The following is a 23,777-nucleotide window of genomic DNA, read 5'->3' as shown; positions in this document are numbered from 1 at the left end:
CAGGCCACACGATATTAAACCGTGAACCCCAGCATCATGCCCGTATCTTCATGCTCCAGCAGATGGCAGTGCGCCATATAGGCAAACGCCTTCGGTGCCTCGTGGTCAAATTTCACCAGCACCTCACTGACGCCACCTTCAACCCTGACGGTGTCTTTCCATCCCGCGCGATGCGCCTGTGGCGCGTTACCGTTTTCAGAAAGGATGCGGAACTGGGTACCGTGAATATGGAACGGATGCAGCATCATGTCGCCTTCGCCTGAAATCACCCAGCGTTCAAACTGCCCTTTTGTGGCAGCAAACATTGGCGTGTTCATGTCGAACGCTTTGCCATTGATCATGTTGGCATTGTGGAAATCGAAATCATGGCCACCGTGCCCCATGCCGCCCATTTTACCGTGGTCCATATTCATATGGCCCATCATCTCTCCGTGGTGCATGCCCGCCATCGCCTGATTGCCATATTTCGCCATCAGTGCCTGCATGCCCATCATATCGAGCATCGGGTTCATGGACAGTTGCAGCTTGCGTTGGGTCAGGCCCTCGAGAGAAGGTAGCGCCGGGAGCGTGCTCAGGGTATCCGGCAGCATGCCCGAGGCCGTGACCTGCAGCGGCTGGATCTGCAGCACCGGGTGCGGCTTATCAAAGGGTGCAACCGCCATTCCCATCTGACTGACCGGAAGCGTGACCAGGTCAAACGGTTTGCCGTCGCTGATATCCACCAGCACCTCAAAACGCTCCCCCATCAGCATCGGTAGCGCATCCACCTTCACCGGTTCAGGCAGCAGCCCCCCGTCGCTTGCGACCACGTACAGAGGGCGTTTATCGCTGGTGGCGAAATTCAGTGAGCGGGCGTTACAGCCGTTGAGCAGGCGTAAGCGCAGCCAGCCTTTCGGTGCCGCATGCTGCGGGTAAATGGCACCGTTGGTCAGCAGGGTGTCGCCGAACCAGCCTACCGCCGCGCTCATGACGTCCAGCTGGTAATCAATTTGCCCGTCAGCGGTGAATTTTTTGTCCTGCACAATGACCGGCACATCGTCGATGCCCCACTGTTTGGGCAGGCGCAGCAAACGGCTTTCGTCATCTTCGATCAGCACCAGCCCCGCCAGCCCCATCGCCACCTGATGTCCCGTTTTGCCATGCTGATGGGGGTGGAACCAGCAGGTCGCGGCGCGCTGGTCCGGGGTAAAGGTCACGCTTCGCTTACCGCCCGGTTTTATGATGCCCTGCGGCCCCCCATCCACCTCGCCCGGCACTTCCAGTCCGTGCCAGTGCAACGTGGTCTCCTCTGCCAGCGTGTTATGGATATCCACCGTCACCGCTTTCCCTTTACGTAACTGAAGTGCCGGGCCGAGAAGATTGCCGTTATAACCCCACGTTGTCGCACTGTGTGCGCCAAAGGTCGTTTTACCGGACTGGACAACAAGCTGGATGCGGCTACGGGCATCCGCGGTGAGTAAATCAGGGATCGGTAAGGCAGGTCTGTCAGCCGCAAAAGCCGCGCGGCTCCACAGCGGTAAAGCGCTGGCTACGCCAAGCGCAACGGAATATTTTAAAAAATCACGGCGTTGCATGTTCATTTCCTTATTTCCAGCAGGCGATCTTTTGAGCATAAACCCTCCCCTTACCGGAAGGTCAAGTGAAGCGGTAATAATAAAGATCGTCGGCCTGGCATCAAGTATGCTAACGTTAATTTTCCGTGATGCAGTGGTAGAAGCAATGAAGACGTTTTTCAGAACAATTTTGTTCGGTAGCCTGATGGCGATATGTGCGAACAGTTACGCGCTGAGTGAAAATGAAGCGGAAGATATGGCCGATTTGACGGCAGTTTTTGTCTTTCTGAAAAACGATTGTGGTTACCAGAATTTGCCCAACGGGCAGATTCGTCGCGCACTGGTCTTTTTTGCCCAGCAAAACCAATGGGATCTCAGCAACTACGATAGCTTCGACATGAAGGCGCTCGGCGAAGACAGCTACCGCGATTTAAGCGGTATTGGTATCCCTACCGCCAAAAAATGCAAAGCGCTGGCTCGCGATTCACTCAGCCTGCTCGCCTACGTGAAATAACCTTCCCGACGCCCCCTTGTTGAGCCTATAGCCGTGCAACCACGGTTATAGTTAGCTATCATGTTTCGCTCATTTTTTGTGAGCGTAACGGATGTTAACAAAGGAGGAGTCCGCGTATGGCCGACCACACGTTGTGGCATGAAACACTGCATGACCAGTTTGGTCAGTACTTTGCCGTTGATAACGTGCTCTATCATGAGAAAACCGATCACCAGGATCTGATCATCTTCGAGAATGCCGCCTTTGGCCGCGTGATGGCGCTGGACGGTGTCGTGCAAACGACCGAGCGTGACGAATTTATCTATCATGAGATGATGACCCACGTCCCACTGCTGGCACACGGGCATGCGAAGCATGTTCTGATTATCGGTGGTGGTGATGGCGCAATGCTGCGTGAAGTCTCCCGCCATCAATCCATCGAAACCATTACGATGGTGGAAATTGATGCCGGCGTGGTCTCTTTCTGTCGTCAGTACCTGCCGAACCATAACGCCGGTAGCTATGACGATCCGCGCTTCAGTCTGGTCATTGATGATGGGGTTAACTTCGTTAATCAGACGACCCAGACCTTCGACGTTATTATCTCCGACTGTACCGACCCGATCGGTCCCGGCGCATCGCTGTTTACCTCCGATTTCTACGAAGGCTGCAAGCGCTGCCTGAAGCCGGGCGGGATTTTTGTGGCACAAAACGGCGTCTGCTTCCTGCAGCAGGATGAAGCCCTCGACAGCCATCGCAAGCTGAGCACCTATTTTGGCGATGTCAGCTTCTATCAGGCCGCTATTCCGACGTACTACGGCGGGATCATGACCTTTGCCTGGGCGACAGATAACGACGTACTGCGCCATCTTTCCACCGAAATTATTCAGGCCCGCTTCCACCAGGCCGGTCTTACGTGCCGTTACTACAATCCGGCAGTTCATACCGCAGCGTTTGCCTTACCGCAGTACCTGCAAGACGCATTATCCACTAAGGGGGTGAGCTAATTGAAAAAGCTTAAACTGCATGGCTTTAACAACCTGACCAAAAGCCTGAGTTTTTGTATTTACGATATCTGCTATGCCAAAACAGCGGAAGAACGCGATGGTTACATCGCCTATATCGATGAACTCTACAATGCCAACCGTCTGACCGAGATCCTGTCAGAAACCTGTTCGATTATCGGCGCGAATATCCTGAATATCGCCCGTCAGGATTATGAACCTCAGGGTGCCAGCGTCACGATTCTGGTCAGCGAAGAGCCGGTCGACCCTCAACTTATCGATAAAACAGAACATCCGGGCCCGCTGCCGGAAGTGGTCGTCGCCCATCTCGATAAAAGCCACATCTGCGTGCACACCTACCCGGAGAGCCATCCTGAAGGCGGGCTGTGTACCTTCCGTGCCGATATCGAAGTGTCGACCTGCGGCGTGATCTCCCCGCTGAACGCGCTGAACTATTTAATCCACCAGCTGGAATCCGATATCGTGACGATTGATTATCGCGTGCGAGGCTTTACCCGTGACATTAACGGCATGAAGCACTTTATCGATCACGAGATCAATTCCATTCAGAACTTTATGTCCGACGACATGAAGTCGCTGTATGACATGATGGATGTGAACGTGTATCAGGAAAATATCTTCCATACCAAGATGTTACTTAAGGAGTTCGACCTTAAGCACTACATGTTCCATACCCGACCAGAAGATTTAAGCGAAGAAGAGCGCAAGGCCATTACTGACCTGCTCTGGAAAGAGATGCGCGAAATCTACTACGGCCGCAATATTCCGACCGTGTAAGCCGCGCTGGGAGCAAGGACGCTCCGGTGTGCTATTTCTGTTTCATGAACGCCCGGTACGCCGTCACGACTTGTAAAAAGTCTTCTACGCCGCACAGCGACAGACTCTCTTCATCGTAGTAGCTCATCCCCTCTTCCATCTCATCACCGGAGAATTCAAGCTGGTTGGCACGCACCATCACCTCTTCGCCATCCATCCACAGCGTGTATTCGTGCCCGGCACGTTGCCAGGAGCGTTCACTGCCTTTCACCGTATTTGCCGCCTGTTCAACTTCGTCCAGAAGGGCGAGATTCTCTTTCACCTCTTCGTTGAACCAGTGTCCAACAGCTTCGTGGCCCATCGACATACGCACTTTCACCACTCCGGTGATGTCGCGCAGAAATTCGTAATCCATAGTATTTTCCTCTGCAAAGCCATTACGCTAATTATCGCAGCAGAGAGGAAGAAAAAAAGCGTGGGAGGCAGGAGGAATGAAAATAAAAAGGTGAGAGCAAGACCTTGCGGTCTGATGCCCTCACCCTGTCCCTCTCCACAGGAGAGGGTGCAAACACAAAACCGCCTCCGTGAAGACGGTTTAGCTGTTTATACTGCCGTCTGGAAGATAACCCCGTCAGCCTTCTCGGTGTACTGAGAGAGCTGGTCGAAGTTCAGATAGCGATAGGTATCTACCGCCGTCTTATCCACCTGAGCTACAAAGGTCTGGTACTCTTCCGGCGTTGGCAGTTTACCAATCAGTGCCGCAACCGCCGCCAGCTCCGCAGAGGCCAGGTAGACGTTTGCACCGGTACCTAAACGGTTCGGGAAGTTACGGGTAGAGGTGGAAACCACCGTCGCACCGTCAGCCACGCGCGCCTGGTTACCCATACACAGGGAACAGCCAGGAATTTCGATACGCGCACCGCTCTTACCGAACACGCTGTAGTAGCCCTCTTCGGTCAGCTGAGCCGCATCCATACGGGTTGGCGGAGCCACCCACAGACGCGTTGGCAGCTGGCCTTTGTGGGTATCCAGCAGCTTACCGGCAGCACGGAAGTGGCCGATGTTGGTCATACAGGATCCGATGAACACTTCGTCGATCTTGTCGCCCTGAACGTCGGAAAGCAGACGCGCGTCGTCCGGATCGTTTGGTGCACACAGGATCGGCTCTTTGATATCCGCCAGATCGATGTCGATCACTGCCGCGTATTCTGCGTCAGCATCGGCTTCCAGCAGCTGTGGATCCGCCAGCCATTTTTCCATGCCCTGGATACGGCGCTCCAGCGTACGACGGTCGCCGTAGCCTTCTGCAATCATCCACTTCAGCAGCACGATGTTAGAGGTCAGATACTCAATAATCGGTTCTTTGTTCAGCTTGATGGTACAGCCAGCAGCAGAACGCTCCGCGGACGCATCGGTCAGTTCGAATGCCTGCTCGACTTTCAGATCCGGCAGACCTTCAATTTCCAGAATACGGCCAGAGAAGATGTTTTTCTTCCCTTTCTTCTCAACGGTCAGCAGACCCTGTTTGATGGCATATAGAGGAATAGCATGCACGAGGTCACGCAGGGTGATACCCGGCTGCATTTTGCCCTTGAAGCGCACCAGAACCGATTCTGGCATATCCAGCGGCATCACGCCGGTCGCAGCAGCAAACGCCACCAGCCCCGAGCCCGCCGGGAAGGAGATACCGATTGGGAAACGGGTATGGGAATCACCACCGGTACCGACGGTATCAGGCAGCAGCATACGGTTCAGCCAGGAGTGAATAACACCGTCACCCGGACGCAGCGACACACCGCCACGGTTCATGATGAAGTCAGGCAGCGTGTGGTGCGTGGTCACGTCAACCGGCTTCGGATACGCGGCAGTGTGACAGAAGCTCTGCATCACCAGGTCAGAAGAGAAGCCCAGGCACGCCAGGTCTTTCAGTTCATCACGGGTCATTGGGCCAGTGGTGTCCTGAGACCCCACAGAGGTCATCTTCGGTTCGCAGTACGCGCCAGGACGGACACCGGCGACGCCGCAGGCGCGACCCACCATTTTCTGTGCCAGGGAGTAACCACGATTGCTTTCCGCCACATCTTTCGCATGACGGAACACGTCGCTGTGCGGCAGACCCAGCGCTTCACGCGCTTTGGTCGTCAGGCCACGACCGATGATCAGCGGAATACGGCCACCGGCACGCACTTCGTCAATCAGCACGTCGGTTTTCAGCTCAAAACTCGCCAGCAGTTCGTTGGTTTCGTGGTTGCGCACTTCACCTTTGAACGGGTAAACGTCAATCACGTCGCCCATATTCAGGTTAGAGACATCCACTTCGATCGGCAGTGCGCCCGCATCTTCCATGGTGTTGAAGAAGATTGGCGCAATTTTGCCGCCCAGCACCAGGCCGCCGCCACGTTTGTTAGGCACATGAGGAATGTCATCGCCCATGAACCACAGTACGGAGTTGGTCGCGGACTTACGGGACGAACCGGTACCCACTACGTCACCGACGTATGCCAGCGGGAAACCTTTTTCCTGCAGGGCTTCGATCTGTTTGATCGGGCCAACGCTGCCCGGCTGATCCGGCTCAATACCTTCACGGGCGTTTTTCAGCATCGCCAGCGCGTGCAGAGGAATATCAGGACGAGACCACGCATCCGGTGCCGGAGAGAGGTCATCGGTGTTAGTTTCACCGGTCACTTTGAAGACGGTAACGGTGATTTTTTCAGCCAGTGCAGGACGGTTCAGGAACCATTCGGCATCGGCCCAGGATTGCATAACCTGTTTCGCGTAGGCGTTGCCGGCTTTGGCTTTTTCTTCTACATCGTAGAAGTTATCGAACATCAGCAGCGTTGAGGAGAGCGCTTTGGCGGCAATCGGTGCCAGCGTGTCGTTATCCAGTGCGTCAATCAGCGGATGAATGTTGTAGCCACCCTGCATGGTACCGAGCAGTTCAATAGCTTTTTCAGGAGTAACCAGTGGGGAGGTTGCTTCGCCTTTGGCGACGGCGGCAAGGAATCCGGCTTTTACGTAGGCAGCTTCATCTACGCCAGGCGGTACACGGTTGATCAACAGATCTAACAGGAATTCTTCTTCGCCCTTAGGCGGGTTCTTCAGCAGCTCGACGAGCGCGGCCATTTGGGTTGCATCTAAAGGTTTGGGTACAATTCCCTCGGCGGCACGTTCTGCTACGTGCTTACGGTATTCTTCTAGCACGACGGTTCTCCTCGCTCTCATTGTCATATGCGGCGGGCGTTCTCTTCACGCTCCTGTGAGACAGCAGTTTGTAGGGTAAATGCCCGATACCGCGTCGGGCAGCATAGCAGGATTTCTGCACAGTGTTAATCCGTTTACAAAAAAGCAACATTAAAAAATTTGCTGAATCGTTAAGCATGGTGTAGCGGGCAGGTGCAACGAATTCTGACTGCAAAAACCGTGAGTGCGACCTTCTGAATATTCCGGCGGCATTTCAGCCATCCGATATAATTGTGTAATAAATACTCACACTCTTTATCCGGACGTACCGGATGATTCCCCACAAAAGTCAAAACAGTAAAAGACGGGTGATTGATACTCACGCCAACCGTAACGCCTCACGGCACAGCGCTTGTCTCGTTGGAGTCATTTTATGAAGTTGCCCTCTAAGCCACAACTGCTTGTCCTTCTGTGCAGTGCCGGGCTGTTTGCCGCCTCAGGCGTCATGTTCGTTAAAAGCCGCGCAACGGAGCCTGTGGCTCCTGCCACCGTCGCACAACAACCGGCTGCGCCGCCTGCCGCTCAGCCAGCACCGGTCGTCGCGCCAGCCTACACGGCCGCGCAAATTGATCAGTGGGTTGCCCCCATCGCGCTCTACCCGGATGCCCTGCTATCGCAAATTTTGATGGCTTCGACTTACCCGGCCAACGTCATCCAGGCGGCACAGTGGTCAAAAGACAACCCTAAACTGCAGGGCGATGCCGCCATTCAGGCCGTGGCGAATCAACCCTGGGATCCGAGCGTAAAATCACTGGTGGCGTTTCCTCAGCTGATGTCCCTGATGGGCGAAAATCCACCCTGGGTGCAGAGCCTGGGCGACGCGTTTCTCGCGCAGCCGAAAGATGTGATGGATTCCGTGCAACGTCTGCGTTTGCTGGCGCAGCAAACCGGTGCATTGCAATCAACACCGCAGCAAACGGTCACCACCGAGACAAAACCGGCCCCGGCGAAAACGGCCACCGGCCAGACAACAAACACCGCCACGACGTCAGCCCCGACGGTCATTAAAATTGAGTCTGCCGACCCGCAGGTGGTTTACGTTCCCACCTACAACCCGAATACCGTGTATGGCACCTGGCCGAACACCGCTTATCCGCCCGTCTATTTACCGCCCTCTCCGGGAGAGCAGTTTACGGACAGTCTGGTCAAAGGCTTAGGGTTCAGCCTGGGCGTGGCGACCACCTACGCTATTTTCAGCAACATCGACTGGGATGATGACGATGACTGGGATCACCACCATGATGACGACTGGGATCACCACGGCGGCTATAACCGCAACGGTGATAACAACATCAATATCAACGTCGAGAACTTTAATAAAATCAGCGGCCAGCGCCTGACGGACGCCAACCGCACCTGGCAGCATAACCCGGCCTATCGTGAAGGAGTGCCCTATCCCACTAACACGCTCAACAATCGTTTCCACTCAACGAACACGGCAACGGGGCTAAGCGCGACGCAGCAAAAACCGGTCAACCGGGACAGCCAACGACAGGCTGCACTGAGCCAGATGGAGAAATCAACGGGAAAAACCTTCCCGCAGACCGCGCGTCCGGGCACCAAAGATGCACAGCGTCAGGCGTCAACCGCCCAGCTGAAGCAAATTTCTCAGCGCAACAACTACCGGGGCTACGACACCAAACCGCAAACGGCACAGCGGACAGCCACTAAGACGCGAGACAGCCGCCCGACCACCACCCAAAGGCAAGAGAAACGGGTTTCGCAGCCTGCGCGGAGTAGCCAGCCGCGCGCCAATGCGCTCAGCGGTAACGACAGTCGTTCCGCCAACTGGCAAGCCCAGCAGCAGCGAGGCGCCCAGAGCCGGCAACAGGCTGCCCGCCATCAGCAACCGCGCCAGACGTCTACCGGGCGTGCTGAACACCGTGAATTCCGTCACCGTTAAGGAAGCCGACATGAAAAGCAAATTACTCAGTGGGATCGCGTTATTCATGCTGTCGGCCGCCGCAATGGCGCAGCAATCTTTCAGCACGCCAGACCAGGCAACCGATGCGCTGGCCAGCGCCATCAGTGAGCAAAATGAAAGCGCGATGAACACCCTGCTCGGTGAGAACTGGCGTGATTTCCTGCCGCCGGAAGGGGTGGATCCTGATGCCGTGGATCGCTTCCTGCGCGACTGGAAAGTTCGGCACAATACGGTCGTTGACGGGAATAAGGCACATCTGGTGGTCGGTGCCAGCGACTGGCAGCTACCGATTCCGGTGATCAAAACCGCCTCTGGCTGGCAATTTGATATCAAAGAAGGGGCTGAAGAGATCCTGACCCGCGAGATTGGCCGCAACGAGCTCGCCGCCATCGAGGCGCTGCACGCGTATGTGGATGCACAGCAAAGCTATTTTGCGCTGAACCAGAAATATGCGCAGAGGATTGTCAGCTCAGCCGGCAAAAAAGACGGCTTATACTGGCCGGCCTTGCCCGGCGAAGCCCCCAGCCCACTCGGTCCGGCCTTCAGCCCGAAAGAACCCGGCACTGGCTATCACGGCTACCGCTTTCGCATCCTGCCGGATAAAAACGGTTTTGCCATGGTGGCCTGGCCAGTCAGCTACGGCCAGACGGGCGTGATGAGCTTTGTAATAAACCAGACCGACAAGGTGTACCAGTCGGACCTCGGCAGCGAGTCAGAGAAGAAAGCGCAGGCGTTACCTGCTTATCACCTGGATCACACCTGGCAACCGGTCGCCCCATAACGCAGGCAAAAAAAACGCCTCCGGAGGAGGCGTTTCGCAATCATGAAGAAACTTATTTCTTCTTCGCTTTCGCGTTAGGCAGGTCGGTGATGCTACCTTCGAACACTTCTGCCGCCAGGCCAACAGACTCGTGCAGAGTCGGGTGAGCGTGGATGGTCAGCGCGATGTCTTCAGCGTCACAACCCATTTCGATAGCCAGACCGATCTCACCCAGCAGCTCGCCGCCGTTGGTACCAACAATCGCACCACCGATCACACGGTGAGTCTCTTTGTCGAAGATCAGTTTGGTCATACCGTCTGCGCAGTCGGAAGCGATAGCACGGCCAGAAGCAGCCCACGGGAAGGTGGCGGTTTCGTAGCTGATGCCTTTCTCTTTCGCTTCTTTCTCAGTCAGACCCACCCATGCCACTTCTGGCTCGGTGTAAGCGATAGATGGGATCACTTTCGGATCGAAGTAGTGTTTCATGCCGGCGATAACTTCAGCGGCAACGTGACCTTCGTGAACACCTTTGTGCGCCAGCATTGGCTGACCGACGATATCGCCGATAGCAAAGATGTGCGGCACGTTGGTGCGCAGCTGTTTGTCAACGCGGATGAAGCCACGGTCGTCCACTTCCACGCCAGCTTTGCCCGCGTCGAGGTTTTTACCGTTCGGCACACGGCCGATAGCCACCAGCACGGCGTCGTAACGCTGTGGTTCGGCAGGGGCTTTTTTGCCTTCCATGGAAACGTAAATACCGTCTTCTTTCGCTTCAACGGCAGTCACTTTGGTTTCCAGCATCAGGTTGAATTTCTTGCTGATACGTTTGGTGAAGACTTTAACGATGTCTTTATCGGCAGCCGGGATAACCTGGTCGAACATTTCAACCACGTCGATCTCTGAACCCAGCGCATGGTACACGGTACCCATTTCCAGACCGATGATACCGCCACCCATAACCAGCATACGCTTAGGTACGGATTTCAGCTCCAGCGCATCGGTGGAATCCCACACGCGTGGATCTTCATGTGGAATGAATGGCAGCTGAATTGGACGGGAACCCGCAGCGATGATCGCGTTGTCGAAGTTGATAACGGTTTTGCCGTTTTCGCCTTCCACTTCCAGGGTGTTCGCGCCGGTGAATTTACCCAGACCGTTTACCACTTTCACTTTACGGCCTTTGGCCATACCTGCCAGACCACCGGTCAGCTGAGTGATAACTTTCTCTTTCCAGGTACGAATCTTGTCGATATCGGTTTTCGGCTCGCCGAAGACGATACCGTGTTCAGCCAGTGCTTTGGCTTCTTCGATAACTTTCGCAACGTGCAGCAGAGCTTTAGAAGGGATACAGCCTACGTTCAGGCAAACACCACCGAGGGTGTTGTAGCGTTCTACGATTACGGTTTCCAGACCTAAATCAGCGCAACGGAAGGCAGCAGAGTAACCCGCCGGGCCTGCCCCAAGTACCACGACCTGAGTTTTGATTTCAGTACTCATCATGACCTCTTATTGATTTCCGGCGGTCCAGGTACTTGTCGCCCTTCATCCACCGGGACGTTCTATCCGCCCGCAGTTTACAAAATTGTTAACAATTTTGAAACAACAAACGGCTCACGAATTGTCGCTTTTCGCCAATAACCTCACAGACCACATGAGATTAACAGAAAAAAGCCGGCCGACTGGCCGGCTTTTCGATTACATCACCAGGCGGCGAATGTCGCTCAGGGTGTTGTTGATGATGGTGATGAAACGCGCACCATCAGCACCGTCGATCACGCGGTGGTCGAAGGACAGAGAGATTGGCATCATCAGACGCGGCACGAACTCTTTGCCATTCCATACCGGTTCCATCGCGGACTTGGACACACCGAGGATAGCCACTTCCGGCGCGTTAACAATCGGTGCGAAGTGGGTAGTACCCAGGCCGCCGATGCTGGAGATAGTGAAGCAGCCGCCCTGCATTTCGCCGGCAGTCAGCTTACCATCACGCGCTTTTTTGGAGATGGTGGTCAGTTCACGGGACAGCTCAGTGATGCTCTTCTTGTTCACGTCTTTAAAGACCGGAACAACCAGACCATTTGGCGTATCAACCGCAACACCGATGTTGATGTATTTCTTCAGCGTCAGCTTCTGCCCATCTTCGGACAGGGAGCTGTTGAAGCGTGGCATCTGCTCAAGCGCCGCAGCAACGGCTTTCATGATGAAGACGACTGGGGTGAATTTCACGTCCAGTTTACGCTTCTCAGCTTCGGCATTCTGCTGTTTACGGAACGCTTCCAGATCGGTGATATCCGTTTTGTCGAAGTGCGTAACGTGCGGGATCATCACCCAGTTACGGCTCAGGTTGGCACCAGAGATTTTCTGGATACGACCCAGTTCCACTTCTTCGATTTCACCGAACTTGCTGAAGTCCACTTTCGGCCATGGCAGCATGCCCGGGATACCGCCGCCAGCGGCAGCAGCAGGGGCAGCTTCAGCGCGTTTCACCGCGTCTTTCACATAGGCCTGAACGTCTTCGCGCAGGATACGACCTTTACGGCCAGTCCCTTTCACTTTCGCCAGGTTTACACCGAATTCGCGCGCCAGGCGACGAATCAGTGGCGTAGCGTGAACGTAAGCGTCGTTCTCAGCGAACTCAGATTTACCTTCTGCTTTTGCAGCAGGGGCAGCAGCAGGTTTAGCCGCCTGAGCCGGTGCAGCGGCATGTGCTGGTGCAGCAGCGGCTGCCGGAGCAGCAGCTGGCGCAGCGCCTTCCACTTCGAAGACCATGATCAGAGAGCCCGTAGACACTTTGTCGCCGGTGCTAATTTTGATCTCTTTAACGGTACCCGCGAATGGCGCGGGTACTTCCATAGACGCTTTGTCGCCTTCAACGGTGATCAGTGACTGTTCAGCAGCAACTTTGTCGCCCACTTTCACCATCACTTCGGTGACTTCAACTTCGTCACCGCCGATGTCAGGTACGTTGACATCTTTCGCACCGCCAGCAGCAGGTGCAGCGGCCGGCGCTGGCGCAGCAGCCTGAGCAGGCGCGGCAGCAGGTGCAGCACCTGCCACTTCGAAGATCATGATCAGAGAGCCGGTAGAAACTTTGTCACCGGTGTTGATCTTGATCTCTTTAACCGTACCCGCGAATGGCGCCGGCACTTCCATAGAGGCTTTGTCGCCTTCTACGGTGATCAGGGACTGCTCAGCCGTAACGCTATCGCCCACTTTCACCAGGATTTCAGTGACTTCAACTTCGTCACCGCCGATGTCAGGCACGTTGACTTCTTTTGCCGCAGCAGCTGCTGGTGCAGCAGCCGCAGGAGCAGCTTCTTTCTTCTCTTCCTGCGCAGGTGCAGCAGCAGCTGCACCGTCGGCGGAATCGAAAATCATGATCAGTTTGCCAGTCTCGGTTTTATCGCCAACAGAGACTTTGATCTCTTTAACGATGCCAGCCTGAGGAGACGGAACTTCCATAGAGGCTTTATCGCCTTCTACAGTGATCAGCGACTGTTCAGCTTCAACTTTGTCGCCCACTTTGACCAGGATCTCGGTGATTTCAACTTCATCAGCCCCGATGTCCGGTACTTTGATTTCGATAGCCATTCTTCTTTTACCTCTTACGCCAGACGCGGGTTAACTTTATCTGCATCGATGTTGAATTTGGTGATTGCGTCCGCAACCACTTTCTTATCGATTTCGCCACGTTTAGCCAGTTCGCCCAGTGCTGCTACAACCACGTAAGATGCATCCACTTCGAAGTGGTGACGCAGGTTTTCGCGGCTGTCAGAACGACCGAAGCCGTCAGTACCCAGTACGCGGTAATCATCAGCCGGTACGTAAGTACGAACCTGCTCAGCGAACAGTTTCATATAGTCAGTAGACGCAACCGCAGGCGCGTCGTTCATCACCTGAGCGATGTATGGAACGCGTGGCGTTTCCATTGGGTGCAGCATGTTCCAGCGCTCACAATCCTGACCATCACGCGCCAGTTCAGTGAAGGACGTTACGCTGTACACGTCAGAGCCAACGCCGTAGTCGTTCGCCAGGATCTGTGCCGCTTCACGTACGTGACGCAGGATAGAACCGGAGCCCAGCAGCTGAACTTTACCTTTGCTACCTGCAACGGTTTCGAGTTTGTAGATACCTTTACGGATACCTTCCTCGGCACCTGCTGGCATGGCCGGCATGTGGTAGTTTTCGTTCAGCGTGGTGATGTAGTAGTAAATGTTCTCTTGCGCTTCACCGTACATGCGCTGCAGACCGTCATGCATGATGACTGCCACTTCGTACGCGTAAGACGGGTCGTAAGAGATACAGTTAGGGATAGTCAGAGACTGAATATGGCTGTGACCATCTTCGTGCTGCAGACCTTCACCGTTCAGGGTCGTACGACCAGAAGTACCACCGATCAGGAAGCCGCGAGCCTGCTGGTCGCCTGCCTGCCAGCACAGGTCACCGATACGCTGGAACCCGAACATGGAGTAGTAAATGTAGAACGGGATCATCGGCAGGTTGTTGGTGCTGTAAGAGGTCGCAGCAGCCAGCCAGGATGCGCCTGCGCCCAACTCGTTGATACCTTCCTGCAGGATCTGACCTTTCTCGTCTTCTTTGTAGTAAGCAACCTGCTCACGGTCCTGCGGGGTGTACTGCTGGCCGTTCGGGCTGTAAATACCGATCTGACGGAACAGACCTTCCATACCGAAAGTACGCGCTTCGTCGGCAATGATTGGAACCAGACGATCTTTGATCGACTTGTTCTTCAGCATCACGTTCAGGGCACGAACGAAAGCGATAGTGGTAGAGATCTCTTTGTTCTGCTCTTCCAGCAGCTGAGAGAAATCTTCCAGCGCTGGCAGTTCCAGCTTCTCGGTGAAGTTAGGCTGACGAGCTGGCAGGTAGCCTTTCAGCGCCTGACGACGTTCGTGCAGGTACTTATGCTCTTCAGAACCTTCAGGGAAGGTGATGTAAGACAGGTTTTCTACCTGCTCATCGGTCACTGGAACGTTGAAACGGTCGCGGATATAACGCACGCCGTCCATGTTCATTTTCTTAACCTGGTGAGCGATGTTTTTACCTTCAGCGGTATCACCCATGCCGTAACCTTTGATGGTATGGGCCAGGATTACAGTCGCTTTACCTTTGGTTTCACGCGCTTTTTTCAGTGCAGCGTAAATTTTCTTCGGATCGTGGCCGCCACGGTTCAGAGCCCAGATCTGTTCGTCAGTCCAGTCTGCAACCAGTGCTGCGGTTTCAGGATATTTACCGAAGAAGTGCTCACGAACGTAGGCACCGTCTTTGGATTTGAAGGTCTGGTAGTCACCGTCAACGGTTTCGTTCATCAGCTGGATCAGTTTACCGCTGGTGTCTTTACGCAGCAGTTCGTCCCAACGGGAACCCCACATCACTTTGATAACGTTCCAGCCAGCACCTGCGAAGATGCCTTCCAGTTCGTTGATGATCTTGCCGTTACCGGTTACCGGACCATCCAGACGCTGCAGGTTACAGTTGATGATGAAGCACAGGTTGTCCAGTTTCTCACGGGTCGCAATGGTGATTGCGCCTTTCGATTCTGGCTCATCCATCTCGCCATCGCCCAGGAAGGCGTAGACGGTCTGTTCAGAGGTGTCTTTCAGACCACGGTGTTCCAGATATTTCAGGAACTTAGCCTGATAGATAGCACCGATTGGGCCCAGACCCATGGATACTGTCGGGAACTGCCAGAATTCTGGCATCAGTTTAGGGTGTGGGTAAGAAGACAGACCTTTACCGTGAACTTCCTGACGGAAGTTGTTCATCTGCTCTTCAGTCAGACGACCTTCCAGGAATGCACGTGCATAGATGCCCGGAGAGATGTGGCCCTGGAAGTACACCAGATCGCCGCCGTCTTTCTCGTTAGCTGCACGGAAGAAGTGGTTGAAACACACTTCGTAAACGGTCGCAGAAGACTGGAAGGACGCCATGTGGCCACCCAGCTCCAGGTCTTTCTTGGACGCGCGCAGAACGGTCATGATGGCGTTCCAGCGGATTGCAGAACGGATACGGCGTTCCAGATCCAGATTGCCCGGGTATTCCGGTTCGTCTTCAACGGCAATCGTGTTTACGTAGTTGCTAGCCCCTGCACCTGAAGCAACCTTCACACCGCCTTTGCGGGCTTCAGAAAGCAGCTGATCAATCAGATACTGAGCACGCTCAACACCTTCTTCACGGATGACCGATTCGATCGCCTGTAGCCAGTCGCGAGTTTCGATCGGATCCACGTCATTTTGGAGACGTTCTGACATGGGGGTATTCCTTATCTATCTAATACGTTGATTTGTCTGGAACCTGTCCCATTGTGCTCTTGGGCAAGAACACAATAAGACAGGTTCTGCGTTTAGTTGCCGCGCTCTAAAAAACCCTGGCGCTTAATCCTTTCGTTGCTGTATGCGGCGTAATGAACGTTCGCGACGCGATTGTTCACGGCTGCGGTCCAGCAAGATTTCCTCAATGAAAGCCAGATGTCGGTGCGACGCTTCGCGCGCCTGCTCCGGTTCCCCGGCCATTATCGCCTCGAATACTCGGGTGCGATGGTTGCTTACCAATGGGAGCATGTCCCGACGGGCATACAACAATTCAAAATTCTGACGAACGTTCTGGGCCAGCATCGGCTCCATGCAGCGTAGCAGATGGAGGAGCACAACATTGTGTGCAGCTTCGGTGACGGCGATTTGATACTGGACAACGGCATTGGACTCGGCGTCTAAATCGCCGGATTGCTGTGCCCGTTCAATGGCCTGATGAAGTTCGCGGATACGCACGCGATCTTCATCAGTGCTACGAAGTGCGGCGTAATAGGCCGCGATACCTTCTAGCGCGTGACGGGTCTCAAGCAGATCAAACTGGGATTCTGGGTGGTCAGAGAGAAGTTCTACCAGCGGATCGCTGAAGCTCTGCCACAGGCTGTTTTGCACAAAGGTTCCGCCGCCCTGGCGACGAAGCAGCAAGCCCTTTGCTTCGAGACGTTGAATCGCCTCACGCAGAGAGGGACGTGAAACGTCGAACTGTTTTGCCAGCTCGCGTTCTGGCGGAAGTTTCTCACCCGGGCGCAGTGTCCCTTCGAGGATTAAAAACTCCAGCTGCTGCTCAATCACATCAGATAGTTTTGGTTGGCGAATTTTGCTGTAGGCCATATTCCCTGTCTTACGCCTTTTTGCCCGGAGTCAATTGGTCTTACCAATTTCAAGTTCGTATCGCTAAAGTAACAAAGTATTCACCTTCTGTCCATATTGGTTTTGATTGAAATCAGTAAACCCTGCACATTTTAACAACCTTACAGAAATAACGTTTCAGAAATGTAACTTCGCACAAATGAGTTAGTTACTCCCTTAGTGGGAGTTTTAACCTTAATGAAACGAGGGTTTTTGCAATCTGAAGCGATTCAACAACGCAAAATATGAAATTTTGCCCACTTACGGAGCATTTCTATTCTATAGGTTGGGGTATGAAGGGTTAGCGGGGTGATTTACAAATGCTTTCTTTTTATTCAACTCGTCATCGCCCCGGCATAAAGCAGGTGCAATCGGTGGCGCCTACCACTATTCTGGCGCTTACGGAAGACATCTCCGCTTTTTTCGGTCTCATTGACTGTAAAGAAATAAATACAGAAAACGGATATTCATAATTACACACGCGTCGCGTGAACATAACAACCACACACGAGGTTTCAAATGGAAGCTCAACAGCACGGCGATCAGCTAAAGCGCGGTCTGAAGAACCGCCATATACAGCTAATCGCACTGGGCGGTGCTATTGGCACTGGACTGTTTCTGGGAAGTGCATCCGTTATCCAGTCTGCCGGTCCCGGCATTATTTTGGGTTACGCCATTGCCGGTTTTATCGCTTTTCTGATTATGCGCCAGTTAGGTGAAATGGTCGTTGAAGAGCCGGTTGCGGGCTCTTTCAGCCACTTTGCCTATAAGTACTGGGGCAGTTTCGCCGGTTTCGCGTCAGGCTGGAACTACTGGGTGTTGTACGTTCTGGTTGCCATGGCTGAACTGACCGCCGTCGGGAAATACATTCAGTTCTGGTACCCGGAGATCCCCACCTGGGCTTCTGCTGCGGCCTTCTTCGTCATTATTAACGCCATCAACCTCACCAACGTTAAAGTCTTCGGTGAGATGGAGTTCTGGTTTGCCATCATCAAAGTGGTTGCCGTCGTGGCGATGATCATCTTTGGCGGCTGGCTGCTGTTTAGCGGCAACGGTGGCCCGCAGGCCACGGTACGCAACCTCTGGGAACAGGGCGGCTTCCTGCCTCACGGCATGACGGGCCTCGTGATGATGATGGCAATCATTATGTTCTCCTTTGGTGGTCTGGAGCTGGTCGGCATCACCGCAGCTGAAGCCGACAACCCGGAACAGAGCATCCCGAAAGCGACCAACCAGGTTATCTACCGTATTCTGATTTTCTATGTGGGCTCACTGGCCGTTCTGCTCTCTCTGCTGCCGTGGACGCGCGTTACTGCAGACACCAGCCCGTTTGTCCTGATTTTCCACGAGCTGGGCGATACCGTCGTGGCGAATGCGCTCAACATCGTGGTGCTGACGGCGGCGCTGTCGGTCTATAACAGCTGCGTATACTGCAACAGCCGTATGCTGTTCGGCCTGGCCCAGCAGGGTAACGCGCCGAAGATGCTGCTCAACGTCGATAAGCGTGGCGTTCCGGTGAACACCATCATCGTTTCGGCGATCGTAACGGCGCTGTGTGTCCTGATTAACTATCTGGCCCCGGAATCGGCGTTTGGCCTGCTGATGGCGCTGGTGGTCTCTGCCCTGGTTATCAACTGGGCGATGATCAGCCTGGCACACATCAAGTTCCGCCGTGCCAAGCATCAGCAGGGCGTGAAGACTCGCTTCCCTGCCCTGCTCTATCCGCTGGGCAACTGGATCTGCCTGCTGTTTATGGCGGGAGTGCTGGTCATCATGCTGCTGACCCCGGGTATGGCAATCTCGGTGTACCTGATCCCAGTCTGGGTTGCCGTTCTTGGTATCGGCTATCTGTTTAGCCAGAAAAGCCGCAACGCCCTGAAAGCTCACTAAGTCTCCCCCGCGGTATCTGCGTTTTGCAGGTACCGCGTGTTGTTACCTCCCTCACAGTTTCACGCCAACAGCGCATTTATCCATATCACCGCCCTGATACTGCAACGCATATATTCGTTTGCCAGCAAATAATTCTCTCCATACCGTAACCCGGAGAGCAGTCTATGGATAACGCTAAACTGTCAGTAAAAGAAAAGATCGGCTATGGGATGGGCGATGCAGGTTGCAACATCATCTTTGGCGCCATCATGTTGTTTGTTAATTATTTTTATACCGATATTTTTGGCCTGGCGCCTGCACTGGTCGGCGTACTGCTGCTGTCTGTCCGCGTAATTGATGCCGTAACGGATCCGATTATGGGGGCCATCGCCGACCGTACCCGCAGTAAATATGGCCGGTTTCGTCCATGGCTGCTGTGGATTGCCTTTCCCTATGCGCTGTTCAGCATCCTGATGTTCACCACGCCAGAGTGGAGCTACAACAGCAAAGTTATCTATGCCTTCGTCACCTATTTCCTGCTCTCTTTAACCTATACGGCAATCAACATTCCTTACTGTTCGTTAGGCGGCGTGATTACCAACGATCCGCAGGAACGTGTTGCCTGCCAGTCCTATCGCTTTGTGCTGGTAGGTATCGCCACGCTGCTGCTGTCGCTGACGCTGTTACCGATGGCCGACTGGTTTGGTGGCGACAACAAAGCCAAAGGCTACCAGATGGCAATGACCGTGCTGGCGCTGATTGGTACCGGTATGTTCCTGTTCTGCTTCTATACCGTTCGCGAGCGTGTACGCCCGGCGGTACAGACTCATGACGAGCTGAAAAACGACCTGAAAGACGTGTGGAAGAACGACCAGTGGGTGCGCATTCTGCTGCTGACCCTGTGCAACGTATGCCCGGGCTTTATCCGCATGGCGGCCACGATGTACTACGTGACCTGGGTTATGGGCCAGAGTACCCATTTCGCCACGCTGTTTATCAGCCTGGGCGTGGTTGGCATGATGCTCGGCAGTATGCTGGCGAAAGTCCTCACCGACCGCTGGTGTAAGCTGAAAGTGTTCTTCTGGACCAACATCGTGCTGGCGATTTTCTCCTGCGCCTTCTATTTCTTCGATCCGAAAGCCACGGTCACCATTGTGCTGCTCTACTTCCTGCTGAACATCCTGCACCAGATCCCATCTCCGCTGCACTGGTCGCTGATGGCCGACGTCGATGACTACGGTGAGTGGAAAACCGGTAAGCGCATCACCGGGATCAGCTTCTCCGGTAACATCTTCTTCCTCAAACTGGGGCTGGCGATTGCCGGTGCGATGGTTGGTTTCCTGCTCTCCTGGTACGGTTATGACGCGGGGGCGAAAGCGCAAAGTCCGGATGCCATCAACGGCATTGTATTGCTGTTTACCGTGATTCCGGGCGTCGGGTATCTCATTACCGCAGGCGTGGTACGTCTGCTGAAGGTTGACCGCGAAACGATGAAGCAGATCCAGGAAGACCTCGAGAAGCGCCGCAACAATTATCGCGAGCTGAATAATTATCAGGAACTCAAAGCCGCTGAGACGAAATAAGGAAAGCCGAATGCACACCTGGCCAAACCCGTTTATTGAACAACGTGCCGACCCCTACATTCTGCACCACGAGGGGCTGTACTACTTTATCGCCTCCGTGCCGCAGTACGACAGGCTCGAGATCCGCCGCGCCGACTCCCTGGAAGGACTACGCGATGCCGAAGAGGTCGTGGTCTGGCGTAAACCGGAGACCGGGCCGATGAGCCAGTTGATCTGGGCACCGGAACTGCACCACATTGACGGTAAGTGGTATATCTATTTTGCCGCCACCCATACCCAGGCGCTGGACAGCCTCGGTATGTTCCAGCACCGTATGTTTGCGCTGGAGTGTGCGGACCACGATCCCCTCACCGGGACGTGGATCGAGAAAGGCCAGATTACCACCCCGTTCGACACCTTCGCACTGGACGCCACCACGTTCGTCCATCAGGGAAAACGCTGGTATTTGTGGGCACAAAAAGCCCCGGATATCTCCGGAAACTCCAACCTCTATCTGTGCGAAATGGCGAATCCGTGGACGCTCAAAGGCGAGCCGGTGATGCTCAGTAAACCGGAGTATGACTGGGAATGCCGCGGATTTTGGGTCAACGAAGGTCCGGCAGTGCTGTTTCACGAAGATAAGCTGTTTATCAGCTACTCCGCCAGCGCCACGGATGAGAACTATTGCATGGGGTTACTGTGGATAGACATGAATGCCGATCCGCAAAATCCGGCGAACTGGCATAAAGCGTCGCGTCCGGTTTTCCGAACCAGCGTCGAGAATCGTCAGTTTGGGCCCGGGCATAACAGCTTTACGCAAACGCCGGAGGGAGAAGACGTGCTGGTCTACCACGCGCGAAACTACACCGAGATTGAAGGCGACCCGCTCTATGACCCGAATCGTCACACGCGTCTGAAACACGTGCGCTGGGACGAAAACGGGATGCCTGACTTTGGCATCCCGCCTGCTGATACGCTCTGACCGGTACGGCGCGCTGGCTTAGACCAGCGTGCCGTAAATGGTCAGCAACGCCACGACCACGACCACCACAAACGACGTTTTCTTCGCCATGGAGACAGCCGCTTTCGGCGTTTCAATCTTGTCGGTATGCGGCTCACGCGCCAGCGAGAACTGCGCCAGACGTGTTAACACCTGATACTGAGACGTGTGGCGGTCGGCAAGCGAAGCAAACCATGCCGGCAGCGCTTTTTCACCGTGGCCAATTAACGCATAAACGACGCCCACCAGACGTACCGGGAGCCAGTCCAGCACATGCAGAATGGCATCGATTCCCGACAATAAACGTTCATGCGGGGTAAGGTAACGGGCAAGCCAGGTCTGCCAGGCGCGCAGAAACGCATAGCCCATCAGCAGTACCGGCCCCCACGGGCCGCCCACCACAAACCAGAACAGCGGTGCCAGGTAGTAACGGAAGTTGATCCACAGCAGCGCATTTTGCAGTTCGCGCAAAAATTCACGCTCATCGCAATCCGGCGGCACGCCGTGGATCATCGTCAGCTCACTCGCCATGGCGCCCCGCGCATGGGCATCGTCACGAGATGCGGCTTTCAGATAGGCGTGGTAGTGCATACGCACCTTGCCCGCGCCAATACAGAGCACGCCGAGCAGGATCCACACCACCAGCAGCGGCACGTTGAAAAAGAGGCCGTAAAGCGAACGCAGCAGTAAAAACGTTATAACCATCACGCCAGCGGTCATCAGCAGCGTGCGCAGCATGGAAAAATGTTTAATCCGGCGGAAAAGCACCTCCAGCCGATGATCCAGATGCCAGTGCTCACCGAGTTTGAACAGGCGTTCAGCGATGATAACCAGCAGCATGGTAAACAACGTCATGTTATCTCCTTATTCTGACGACGCGGTAAGCAAGGCGCGAAACCGGGGCCAGTCAAAAGCCGGGCCGGGATCGGTTTTTCTCGCCGGAGCAATATCGCTGTGTCCCGTAATATTCCCGGCTATCGCGGGATAGAGCCCGATCAGTGTTTGGGTTACAGCCACCAATTGTTGATACTGTGAATCGGTGTAGGGGGTGGTGTCAGTGCCTTCCAGCTCAATCCCGATGGAAAAATCATTGCAGCGTTCGCGTCCCTGGTACATCGACACGCCGGCATGCCAGGCGCGCTTATCAAAAGGGACGTACTGAACCACTTCGCCGTCGCGACGGATCAGACAGTGAGCCGACACGCGCAGATGCGCAATCTCAGCAAAGAAAGGATGGGCATCAGGATCCAGGGTCCCCGTGAATAACGCGTCGATCCACGGGCCGCCAAACTCACCCGGCGGGAGACTGATATTATGAACAACCAGCAGTGTGGGCTTTTCATCCTCCGGGCGGCAGTCGTGGTGGGGCGAGGGCACATGCCGCGCATCCACCAGCCATCCGTTTTCTAACAACATGCTGGAACTCCTTATGTATGGTGCTGTTACTCGGTTCAGAGTAGCATGTTTCAATATTATGATTCGTTACCAATTTGGAGTTTTATCATGCCGCCTCGCCGTTACAACCCCGACAACCGACGTGAAGCGCTTCTGGAACGTATTAGTATGGATATTCCGGCAAGTGTTGCCCATGCCCTGAAAGAAGATCTGGGCGGTGACGTCAGCGCCGACAGGGATATTACCGCACAATTATTGCCAAAAGAGACTCGCTCACATGCGGTCATTATTACGCGCGAAGAGGGTATTTTTTGCGGTAAGCGTTGGGTTGAAGAGGTCTTTACCCAACTGGCAGGCGATGAGGTGCAGATCACCTGGCATGTCGACGACGGTGATGCGATTACGGCAAATCAGCCGCTGTTCGAACTTGATGGACCTTCCCGTGTACTGCTGACCGGCGAACGAACCGCGCTGAACTTCGTGCAGACGTTGTCCGGTGTGGCAAGCGAAGTACGTCGCTACGTTGACCTGCTGGCGGGTACCCGCACGCAGTTGCTGGATACCCGCAAAACGCTACCAGGTCTGCGCACTGCGTTGAAATACGCGGTGCTCTGTGGCGGCGGTGCAAACCATCGTCTGGGGTTGTCTGACGCGTTCCTGATTAAAGAGAACCATATCATTGCCTCAGGATCCGTGCGTCAGGCGGTCGAAAAAGCCTTCTGGCTGCATCCGGATGTGCCCGTCGAAGTGGAAGTCGAAAACCTGGAGGAGCTGGAGCAGGCTATCAAGGCCGGCGCCGATATCATCATGCTTGATAACTTCGAAACCGAGCAGATGCGCGAGGCGGTAAAACTGACTAACGGCAAAGCCCAACTTGAAGTATCCGGCAACGTGACGTTTGATACGATCCGTGAATTCGCCGAGACCGGCGTTGATTTCATCTCCGTTGGGGCGCTGACCAAGCACGTTCGCGCCCTCGACCTCTCGATGCGCTTCAAATAATGTCCCTCCCCTCTCGTTGCGG

18 protein-coding genes are annotated in these 23,777 nt (G+C 54.6%); 9 read left to right on the top strand and 9 right to left on the bottom strand.

From position 1 onward, the window contains the following. Window positions 1-14: 14 nt before the first annotated feature. Window positions 15-1,574, bottom strand: a complete 1,560-nt coding sequence (gene cueO, locus ACMGG3_RS22060) for a multicopper oxidase CueO (protein ID WP_153853300.1) — start codon at window positions 1,572-1,574, stop codon at window positions 15-17. A 145-nt stretch (window positions 1,575-1,719) separates the two neighbouring features. Here cueO and ACMGG3_RS22055 point away from each other — a divergent pair, with 145 nt between their 5' ends. From ACMGG3_RS22055 to speD, 3 genes are all read left to right on the top strand, one after another. After that, a complete protein-coding gene (locus ACMGG3_RS22055; RefSeq protein ID WP_219288984.1) occupies window positions 1,720-2,067 on the top strand; it encodes a YacC family pilotin-like protein in 348 nt (115 codons plus the stop codon). 116 nt (window positions 2,068-2,183) lie between these two features. After that, window positions 2,184-3,053 (top strand): polyamine aminopropyltransferase, encoded by an 870-nt coding sequence (speE, locus tag ACMGG3_RS22050; protein WP_014168661.1) that lies wholly within the window; start codon window positions 2,184-2,186, stop codon window positions 3,051-3,053. Then, the gene (gene speD, locus ACMGG3_RS22045) at window positions 3,054-3,848 is read left to right on the top strand and encodes an adenosylmethionine decarboxylase (protein WP_014168660.1); all 795 of its coding nucleotides are present in this window, start codon (window positions 3,054-3,056) and stop codon (window positions 3,846-3,848) included. It abuts the gene before it with no gap. A gap of 31 nt (window positions 3,849-3,879) precedes the next feature. On the opposite strand, the gene yacL is transcribed toward speD, so the two are convergent. Then, window positions 3,880-4,242 (bottom strand): protein YacL, encoded by a 363-nt coding sequence (gene yacL / locus ACMGG3_RS22040; RefSeq protein ID WP_014168659.1) that lies wholly within the window; start codon window positions 4,240-4,242, stop codon window positions 3,880-3,882. Between the two features lie 188 nt (window positions 4,243-4,430). Beyond that, on the bottom strand, window positions 4,431-7,028 hold the full coding sequence (acnB, locus tag ACMGG3_RS22035; RefSeq protein ID WP_020882592.1) for a bifunctional aconitate hydratase 2/2-methylisocitrate dehydratase: 2,598 nt from the start codon (window positions 7,026-7,028) through the stop codon (window positions 4,431-4,433). Between the two features lie 412 nt (window positions 7,029-7,440). Here acnB and ACMGG3_RS22030 point away from each other — a divergent pair, with 412 nt between their 5' ends. Together ACMGG3_RS22030 and ACMGG3_RS22025 are read left to right on the top strand one after the other, a co-directional pair. Beyond that, complete coding sequence (locus ACMGG3_RS22030; protein WP_414149458.1) at window positions 7,441-8,970, top strand: DUF3300 domain-containing protein; 1,530 nt, start codon at window positions 7,441-7,443, stop codon at window positions 8,968-8,970. A gap of 10 nt (window positions 8,971-8,980) precedes the next feature. Beyond that, window positions 8,981-9,772, top strand: a complete 792-nt coding sequence (locus tag ACMGG3_RS22025) for a DUF2950 family protein (protein WP_113656575.1) — start codon at window positions 8,981-8,983, stop codon at window positions 9,770-9,772. Between the two features lie 52 nt (window positions 9,773-9,824). Here ACMGG3_RS22025 and lpdA read toward each other — a convergent pair whose 3' ends face one another. The 4 genes from lpdA to pdhR all read right to left on the bottom strand — a co-directional run bounded on the left by lpdA (window position 9,825) and on the right by pdhR (window position 16,909). Beyond that, entirely contained in the window at window positions 9,825-11,249 is a 1,425-nt protein-coding gene (gene lpdA, locus ACMGG3_RS22020; protein ID WP_020882589.1) for a dihydrolipoyl dehydrogenase, read from the bottom strand. A 198-nt stretch (window positions 11,250-11,447) separates the two neighbouring features. Next, on the bottom strand, window positions 11,448-13,343 hold the full coding sequence (gene aceF / locus ACMGG3_RS22015; protein ID WP_370977569.1) for a pyruvate dehydrogenase complex dihydrolipoyllysine-residue acetyltransferase: 1,896 nt from the start codon (window positions 13,341-13,343) through the stop codon (window positions 11,448-11,450). A 14-nt stretch (window positions 13,344-13,357) separates the two neighbouring features. Further along, window positions 13,358-16,021, bottom strand: a complete 2,664-nt coding sequence (gene aceE / locus ACMGG3_RS22010) for a pyruvate dehydrogenase (acetyl-transferring), homodimeric type (RefSeq protein ID WP_014168653.1) — start codon at window positions 16,019-16,021, stop codon at window positions 13,358-13,360. A 123-nt stretch (window positions 16,022-16,144) separates the two neighbouring features. Beyond that, the gene (gene pdhR / locus ACMGG3_RS22005; RefSeq protein WP_013095596.1) at window positions 16,145-16,909 is read right to left on the bottom strand and encodes a pyruvate dehydrogenase complex transcriptional repressor PdhR; all 765 of its coding nucleotides are present in this window, start codon (window positions 16,907-16,909) and stop codon (window positions 16,145-16,147) included. Window positions 16,910-17,446: 537 nt separating this feature from the next. On the opposite strand from pdhR, the gene aroP reads away from it, so the two are divergent. The 3 genes from aroP (at window position 17,447) to ACMGG3_RS21990 (ending at window position 21,340) form a co-directional block, all read left to right on the top strand. After that, on the top strand, window positions 17,447-18,817 hold the full coding sequence (gene aroP / locus ACMGG3_RS22000) for an aromatic amino acid transporter AroP (RefSeq protein ID WP_014168651.1): 1,371 nt from the start codon (window positions 17,447-17,449) through the stop codon (window positions 18,815-18,817). A gap of 164 nt (window positions 18,818-18,981) precedes the next feature. Next, a complete protein-coding gene (locus ACMGG3_RS21995; RefSeq protein ID WP_309163743.1) occupies window positions 18,982-20,379 on the top strand; it encodes an MFS transporter in 1,398 nt (465 codons plus the stop codon). 10 nt (window positions 20,380-20,389) lie between these two features. Continuing rightward, window positions 20,390-21,340: a family 43 glycosylhydrolase gene (locus tag ACMGG3_RS21990; RefSeq protein WP_032681654.1), complete on the top strand. Its 951-nt coding sequence runs from the start codon at window positions 20,390-20,392 to the stop codon at window positions 21,338-21,340. A gap of 18 nt (window positions 21,341-21,358) precedes the next feature. On the opposite strand, the gene ampE is transcribed toward ACMGG3_RS21990, so the two are convergent. Then, window positions 21,359-22,213: a beta-lactamase regulator AmpE gene (ampE, locus tag ACMGG3_RS21985; RefSeq protein WP_025205391.1), complete on the bottom strand. Its 855-nt coding sequence runs from the start codon at window positions 22,211-22,213 to the stop codon at window positions 21,359-21,361. Window positions 22,214-22,222: 9 nt separating this feature from the next. Then, window positions 22,223-22,774 carry a 1,6-anhydro-N-acetylmuramyl-L-alanine amidase AmpD gene (gene ampD, locus ACMGG3_RS21980; protein ID WP_032681656.1) on the bottom strand — a complete coding sequence of 184 codons (552 nt, stop codon included), beginning with the start codon at window positions 22,772-22,774 and terminating at the stop codon, window positions 22,223-22,225. A gap of 87 nt (window positions 22,775-22,861) precedes the next feature. On the opposite strand from ampD, the gene nadC reads away from it, so the two are divergent. Then, window positions 22,862-23,755 carry a carboxylating nicotinate-nucleotide diphosphorylase gene (nadC, locus tag ACMGG3_RS21975; protein WP_047743424.1) on the top strand — a complete coding sequence of 298 codons (894 nt, stop codon included), beginning with the start codon at window positions 22,862-22,864 and terminating at the stop codon, window positions 23,753-23,755. The last annotated feature ends 22 nt before the right edge of the window (window positions 23,756-23,777 follow it).

The organism is Enterobacter sp. BNK-18 (assembly GCF_047456135.1).
Classification (GTDB): Bacteria; Pseudomonadota; Gammaproteobacteria; order Enterobacterales; family Enterobacteriaceae; genus Enterobacter; species Enterobacter ludwigii.
The sequence above is the reverse complement of the archived record's forward strand: the minus strand, read 5'-3'. Positions and strand labels throughout refer to the sequence as shown.